The organism is Mesorhizobium sp. LNHC252B00 (genome assembly GCF_000502955.1).
GTDB lineage: Bacteria > Pseudomonadota > Alphaproteobacteria > Rhizobiales > Rhizobiaceae > Mesorhizobium.
Window position 1 is genome coordinate 158,953 of the sequence record NZ_AYWO01000010.1, and the last position, 6,629, is coordinate 165,581.

7 protein-coding genes are annotated in these 6,629 nt (G+C 66.5%); all 7 read left to right on the top strand.

Going from position 1 to position 6,629, the window contains the following annotated elements:
- Positions 1-9: 9 nt before the first annotated feature.
- On the top strand, positions 10-1,107 hold the full coding sequence (locus X744_RS154535) for an ABC transporter permease (RefSeq protein ID WP_050589536.1): 1,098 nt from the start codon (positions 10-12) through the stop codon (positions 1,105-1,107).
- Positions 1,107-2,033 (top strand): ABC transporter permease, encoded by a 927-nt coding sequence (locus X744_RS154530; RefSeq protein ID WP_023759780.1) that lies wholly within the window; start codon positions 1,107-1,109, stop codon positions 2,031-2,033. The genes X744_RS154535 and X744_RS154530 overlap by 1 nt, the downstream gene beginning before the upstream one ends.
- A 16-nt stretch (positions 2,034-2,049) precedes the next feature.
- Entirely contained in the window at positions 2,050-2,751 is a 702-nt protein-coding gene (locus tag X744_RS154525) for an isochorismatase family cysteine hydrolase (protein ID WP_023759781.1), read from the top strand.
- A 10-nt stretch (positions 2,752-2,761) separates the two neighbouring features.
- Positions 2,762-4,294, top strand: a complete 1,533-nt coding sequence (locus X744_RS154520) for an ABC transporter ATP-binding protein (protein ID WP_031260329.1) — start codon at positions 2,762-2,764, stop codon at positions 4,292-4,294.
- Positions 4,294-4,962 carry an isochorismatase family cysteine hydrolase gene (locus X744_RS154515; protein WP_023759783.1) on the top strand — a complete coding sequence of 223 codons (669 nt, stop codon included), beginning with the start codon at positions 4,294-4,296 and terminating at the stop codon, positions 4,960-4,962. Before X744_RS154520 ends, X744_RS154515 begins: the two co-directional genes overlap by 1 nt.
- Positions 4,955-5,305 carry a cupin domain-containing protein gene (locus X744_RS154510; RefSeq protein WP_023759784.1) on the top strand — a complete coding sequence of 117 codons (351 nt, stop codon included), beginning with the start codon at positions 4,955-4,957 and terminating at the stop codon, positions 5,303-5,305. The genes X744_RS154515 and X744_RS154510 overlap by 8 nt, the downstream gene beginning before the upstream one ends.
- Positions 5,302-6,629, top strand: a 1,328-nt coding sequence (gene atzF, locus X744_RS154505) for an allophanate hydrolase (protein WP_023759785.1), incomplete at its 3' end; no start/stop codon positions are given. The genes X744_RS154510 and atzF, both read left to right, overlap by 4 nt.

The following is a 6,629-nucleotide window of genomic DNA, read 5'->3' on the forward strand; positions in this document are numbered from 1 at the left end:
GAAGTCGGCATGCCGGTGACGTTCGGCGCCAGGAGTCATCCGGCAGCGCTGGAATGGATGGCCCGGCGGGCCGAGGCCTTCGTCATTCCGCTGGCCGCGCTGGTCGTCGGCATGGCCCTGTTCAGCCTGTTCATCCTGGCTGTCGGCAAGTCGCCGGTCCAGCTCTATGAAACGATGTGGCGTGGCGGCTTCGGCTCGTGGTTCTCGATGCAGAACTCGTTGTCACGCGCCGCACCCCTGTTGCTGGCGGCGCTCTGCGTGGCGCTACCGGCGCGGCTCGGCCTCGTCGTTATCGGCGGCGAGGGCGCCATCGTGCTGGGCGGCGTCGCCGCCGCGGCTGCAGGCACGGCGCTCGACGGCGTCCCCTCCTTCATCGTCATTCTCGTCATGGGCGTGGCGGGCATGGCCGCCGGCGGCATCTGGATAGGTGCCGTCGGCGCGCTCCGCCATTACCGCGCCGTCAACGAGACCATTTCGAGCCTGCTGATGGCCTATATCGCCATCGCCCTGATGAACCAGCTGGTCGAAGGGCCGCTGCGCGACCCAGCGTCGCTCAACAAGCCCTCGACCCAGCCGTTGGCCGATATCTACCGCATCGGCGACATGCCGGGCATGGAGGTGCATTGGGGCCTTGCCGTTGGCGTCGTCGCCTGCGTCGTGTCCTGGGTGCTGATCGAAAAGACCCGCTGGGGCTTCGCCGCCCGCATCGCCGGCGGCAATGTCAGGGCCGCCCAGGTGCAGGGGCTTGCCGTCGGCTCGCTGATCGTCGGTTTCACCGGGTTGGCCGGCGGCTTCGCCGGTCTTGCCGGCATGCTGGAGGTCGCGGCGGTGCAGGGCAGCGCCAACGCCTCGCTTGCTGCCGGCTACGGCTATACCGGCATCCTCGTCGCCTTCCTCGCCCGCCACAATCCGCTGGCCATCATCCCGGTCGCCTTCCTGCTCGGCGGGATCGACGCCTCCGGCGGGCTGATCCAGCGCCGCATGGACCTGCCTGATGCCACCGTGCTGGTGCTGCAGGGCATGCTGTTCATCGTCATCCTGTTCAGCGAGACCTTCTACGGCCGCTTCAAGGCCTTCAACCCCGATCTGTGGCAGAGGAGCAACTGATGGACGCCAGCGGGATCGGCCTCTGGGGCGTGCCGCTCGCCATCCTCGGCGGCGCCATCCGCGTCTCCACGCCCTTCATCTTCGTCTCGCTCGGCGAAGCCATCACCGAGCGATCGGGCCGCATCAACCTCGGGTTGGAAGGCACGCTGGTGTTCGGCGCCATGGCCGCCTATGCGGTGGCCGTTATAACCGGCTCGCCCTGGCTCGGCCTCGTCGCCGCGGCCTTCGCCGGCCTGTGCTTCGGCCTCTTCCACGGCTGGATCTGCAAATTCGCTCGGGTTAACGATATCGCCATCGGCATCGCCTTGATGCAGTTCGGCTCGGGCCTCGCCTTCTTCTTCGGCAAGCCGTTTATCCAGCCCTCGGCGCCCGACCTGCCGGCCATCCCCTTGGGCGCATGGTCCGACATTCCGCAGGTGCAGGCAGCCCTCGACGTCAACGTGCTGTTCCTGATCGGCGCCGCTCTTGCGGTGTTCCTGTGGTGGGCCTTCCGCAACACCCGCGCCGGCCTCATCGTGCGCGTCGTTGGCGACAGTTCCGATGCCGCGCGCGCCATGGGCCTCAACCCCAACACCGTGCGCCTGATCGCCACCGGCGTCGGCGGCGCGCTCGCCGGCATCGGCGGCGCCTATCTGTCCCTCTATTATCCCGGCAGCTGGACTGAGCGCATCTCGTCTGGACAAGGGCTGATGGCGGTGGCGCTGGTCATCTTCGCGCGCTGGAACCCGCTCGGCTGCTTTGCCGCCGCACTTCTGTTCGGCGGTGCCGGGGCGCTCGGGCCGGCGCTGCAGTCGGTCGGCGTCACGCAAGGCTATTACCTCTTCTACGCCGCACCTTACATCCTCACCCTGGTCATCATGATCGCCACCTCGTCGCCGAGCCGCTCGCTCGCCGGCGCTCCGGGCGAACTGTCGATCACCAAATGAGACCGGAGTTTTTGCCATGAACGCCAGAGCCGGTATCACCCAGCGCTATATCGACGCCGATCCTTATCCATGGCCCTATAATGGCGAGCTTCGTCCAGACAACACGGCGCTGATGATCATCGACATGCAGACCGATTTCTGCGGGCCGGGCGGCTATGTCGATCATATGGGCTACGATCTGTCGCTAGTGCGTGCGCCGATCGAGCCGATCAAGTCGGTGCTGTCGGCGATGCGGTCCAAGGGCTACACGGTCATCCACACCCGTGAAGGCCATCGGCCCGATCTCGCCGACCTGCCGGCCAACAAGCGCTGGCGCTCGCGTCGCATCAATGCCGGCATCGGCGATCCCGGCCCCTGCGGGCGCATCCTGGTGCGCGGCGAGCCGGGCTGGGACATCATCCCGGACCTCTATCCGGCCGAGGGCGAGCCGATCATTGACAAGCCGGGCAAAGGCTCCTTCTGCGCCACCGACCTGGAGCTGATCCTCAACCAGCGCGGCATCGACAACATCGTGCTTACCGGCATCACGACCGATGTCTGCGTCCATACCACCATGCGCGAGGCCAACGACCGCGGCTTCGAATGCGTGATGCTGGAGGATTGCTGCGGCGCCACCGACTACGGCAACCATCTGGCCGCCATCAAGATGATCAAGATGCAGGGCGGCGTCTTCGGCGCGGTGTCGAGCTCGGCCTCATTCGTCGCCCAACTGCCGTGAGGAACCCGGGATGAGCAAGATCACCGGCCACAAGGCCGTCGGTGTCGAGACCATCGGCATGACCATGCGCTTCGGCGCCTTCACGGCGCTGGGCGATGTTTCGATCAAGGTGCCGGCGGGATCATTCCATGCGCTGCTCGGGGAAAACGGCGCCGGCAAGTCGACGCTGGTCAAATGCATGATGGGTTTCTACCATCCGACCTCCGGCGAGATGCTGGTCGACGGCCGCGAGGTGGCAATCGCCAGCCCCCAGGACGCCTCGGCGCTCGGCCTTGGCATGGTCTACCAGCATTTCACCCTCGTGCCGTCGCTGAGCGGCGCGGAAAACCTGGTCATCTCGCGCGAAAAGGTGCCTGCCATCATCGACTGGCGCAAGGAGCGCGACGAACTTGCCGTGTTCATGGACCGGATGCCTTTCAAGCTTCCCCTCGATGTCAAGGTGGCCGAGCTTGCCGCTGGCGAGAAGCAGAAGCTGGAGATCGTCAAGCAGCTCTATCTCGGCCGCTCCTTCATGGTGTTGGACGAGCCGACTTCGGTGCTCACCCCCGCCGAGGCGCAGGAGGTGCTCGGCCTCGTGCGCGCCATGACCAGGGCCGGCGACCTCACCGTGCTGATGATCTCGCACAAGTTCCACGAAGTGACGGCGTTCGCCGACGACGTCAGCGTGCTGCGCAAGGGCAGGCTCACCGGGACCGGCCGCGTCGTCGACCTCGACCACAGGCAGATGGCGGCGATGATGATCGGCGACCAGCCGATCGCGGCGCTCGACAGCCGCGCCGAGCCGAAGCCGGACGCCGAGATCGTACTCAAGGTCAAGGCGCTGAAGGCGCCTGATCGCACCGGGCTGAAGTCGATCCGGATCGAGGACCTCGGCGTGCGCTCCGGCGAGATCGTCGGCATCGCCGGTATTTCCGGCAACGGCCAGAAGGAATTCCTCGAAGTACTGGCCGGGCAGCGCCCGCGCGACGCCGGCGAAGTGATGGTGCGCGGCACTGCCTATGCGGCGACGCGCGCCGAGGCGCGTGCGCTCAACGTCCGCCTCATTCCGGAGGAGCCGCTGAAGAACGCCTGCGCGCCTAAGATGACCGTGGCCGAAAACATCTCCTTCCGCACCTTCGATATTGACGGCAATGGCAAGCCGGTGAGTTGGATCAGTGCCGGTGCCATCAAGGCCTTCAGTGCCCACCTGGTCGAGCAGTTCAAGGTCAAGACCGCCTCGCTATCCTCGCCGATCGCCTCGCTGTCGGGCGGCAATGTGCAGCGCGCCGTGCTCGCCCGCGAACTCACCGGCGAAGTCGACCTTCTGATCGTCTCCAATCCGTGCTTCGGCCTCGACTTCTCGGCAGTGGCCGAAATCCGCGCCCGCATCATGAAGGCGCGCAATGCGGGTGCGGCCGTGCTTTTGATGTCGGAAGACCTCGACGAGCTGCTCGAACTCTCCGACCGTATCCTGGTCATGTCGGACGGCGCACTGGTCTACGAGACGCCGATCGCGCAGGCGAGCGTGCAGACGATCGGCGCGCATATGGCTGGACATCATTGATGGCTGAAATCGCAGCGCAGCCGTTTCCGTTCGCCTTCAAGCGTGAGAGCATGGTGCTGGTCGTCATCGACATGCAGCGCGATTTCGCCGAGCCCGGCGGCTTCGGCGCCAGCCTCGGCAACGATGTCAGCCGGGTCGTGGCGATCGTGCCGACGGTGAAGCGGCTGATCGAGGGATTTCGCGCCGCCGGCCTGCCGGTGATCCACACGATGGAGTGCCATCGTCCGGACCTTTCGGATCTGCCGCCAGCCAAGCGCAATCGCGGCAATCCCACAATCCGCATCGGCGATGTAGGGCCGATGGGCCGCGTGCTGATCGTCGGCGAGCCGGGCACGGCGATCCTCGACGAGCTTGCGCCGCTGCCTGGCGAGATCGTCATCAAGAAGCCCGGCAAGGGCGCATTCTACGCCACTTCCTTTAACGAAGATCTTAAGAGGCTTGGCGCAGGGCAGCTGGTCTTTGCCGGCGTCACCACCGAGGTTTGCGTGCAGACGACGATGCGCGAGGCCAACGACCGTGGCTATGAGTGCCTGCTCGCCGAGGACGCGACGGAAAGCTATTTCCCCGAGTTCAAGGCCGCGGCGATCGCCATGATCAGGGCGCAGGGCGCCATCGTCGGCTGGACAGCGACCACCGATCAGGTACTCAAGGGAATTGCCAATGCCTAATCTTGCCTTTGCCGGCCTGCTCGACGGCGGCTGGCGCGATCTGGCGTTCGAGCCTTTCCGAGATGGAATCAGTGTGCACTGGCTGCTGAAGGGCGGGCCGGTGGAGCCGTCGGTCGCCGTCCTCAGCTACCGGCCCGGCGCCGGCGTGCCGCGTCATCGCCATGTCGGGCTGGAAACCATCGTCGTGCTGGAGGGAACGCAGAGTGACGAGAATGGCGACTATGCCACCGGCAGCGTGGTGCTCAATCCGGTCGGCACAGAGCATTCGGTGTGGACGAAAGACGGCTGCGTCGTGCTGATCCAGTGGGACCTGCCGGTGATCATTCTGGGGGAGGCCAAATGAGCGACCTGCGCTTCGACATAAGCAGCCTGCACGCCGCCTATCGGGCAGGCATTGGCATAGACGAAGTCATCGAGACGGTGTACGCCCGCCTGAGGGCCGCCGACGATCCCGGCATCTTCATCCATCTGGCCGACAAGGCCGCGCTGCTGGCGGCCGCCGCCGCCCTCTGCTCGTTCGACCCGGTGGCCCAGCCACTCTGGGGCGTCCCCTTCGCCGTCAAGGACAATATCGACGTCGCCGGCATGCCGACGACGGCGGCCTGCGCCGAATACACCTACTGGCCCGACAGGGACGCCACCGTGGTGGCGCGGCTGAGGGCGGCCGGCGCGCTGGTCGTCGGCAAAACCAATCTCGACCAGTTCGCCACCGGCCTTGTCGGCGTGCGCACGCCATGGCCGATCCCGCGCAACGCCATCGACGCCGAGCTGGTGCCGGGCGGCTCCTCGTCCGGGTCGGCGGTGGCGACGGCGCGCGGCATCGTCTCGTTTGCGCTCGGCACCGACACCGCCGGCTCCGGCCGCATCCCCGCCGGCCTCAACAATATAGTCGGGCTGAAGCCGACGGTCGGCGCGCTGTCGGCCGCCGGCGTCGTGCCGGCCTGCCGCACGCTCGACTGCGTGTCGGTGTTCGCATTGACCGTCGACGACGCCTATCGGGTGTTCTCGGTGGCGGCGGCGCGCGACGCCGCAGATCCATATTCGCGCGACATCGCTGTCCAGCCGCTCGCCGTACGCCCGCCCGTGCTGAGCGTCGGCATCCCGGCAAAGGCCGACCTGAAATTCTTCGGCGATGCGGCAATGCAAGCCGGCTTCGAGGCCTCGCTTGCCACGCTGTCGCGGCTCGGCTGCCGGCTGGTGGAAATCCCCTTCGGCGATTTTTACGCCACCGCCAACCTTCTCTACGAGGGCGCTTGGGTGGCCGAGCGCTATGCAGCGATCCGCGATTTCATGGAGGCCAACGAAGCGGCCCTGCATCCGGTGACGCGCAAGATCATCGGCGGCGCGCGCAAGCTTACGGCGGCGGACGCTTTCCGCGGTCTCTATGCCTTGCAGGCCCACAGGGCAAAGCTCGCTCCCGTCATCGCCTCTGTCGACTTGTTCTGTGTGCCGACCGCGCCGACGCATTACACAACCGCCGCTGTGCTCGCCGATCCGATCGAGACCAACACCCGCCTCGGCACCTACACCAATTTCGTCAACTTGCTCGACATGTGCGGCATCGCCGTACCGACAGGCACGCGCGACGACGGGCTGCCGATGAGCGTGACCTTGCTGGCGCCGGCAGGCCGCGATGCGCTGACAGCGGCGCTCGCCCGCGACCTGCA

Excerpts from the sequence above, each read along its gene's own strand:
- X744_RS154515 (WP_023759783.1), top strand. The coding sequence starts at position 4,294 with ATGGCTGAAATCGCAGCGCAGCCGTTTCCGTTCGCCTTCAAGCGTGAG.
- X744_RS154535 (WP_050589536.1), top strand. The coding sequence starts at position 10 with ATGCCGGTGACGTTCGGCGCCAGGAGTCATCCGGCAGCGCTGGAATGG.
- X744_RS154520 (WP_031260329.1), top strand. The coding sequence starts at position 2,762 with ATGAGCAAGATCACCGGCCACAAGGCCGTCGGTGTCGAGACCATCGGC.
- X744_RS154510 (WP_023759784.1), top strand. The coding sequence starts at position 4,955 with ATGCCTAATCTTGCCTTTGCCGGCCTGCTCGACGGCGGCTGGCGCGAT.
- X744_RS154525 (WP_023759781.1), top strand. The coding sequence starts at position 2,050 with ATGAACGCCAGAGCCGGTATCACCCAGCGCTATATCGACGCCGATCCT.
- X744_RS154530 (WP_023759780.1), top strand. The coding sequence starts at position 1,107 with ATGGACGCCAGCGGGATCGGCCTCTGGGGCGTGCCGCTCGCCATCCTC.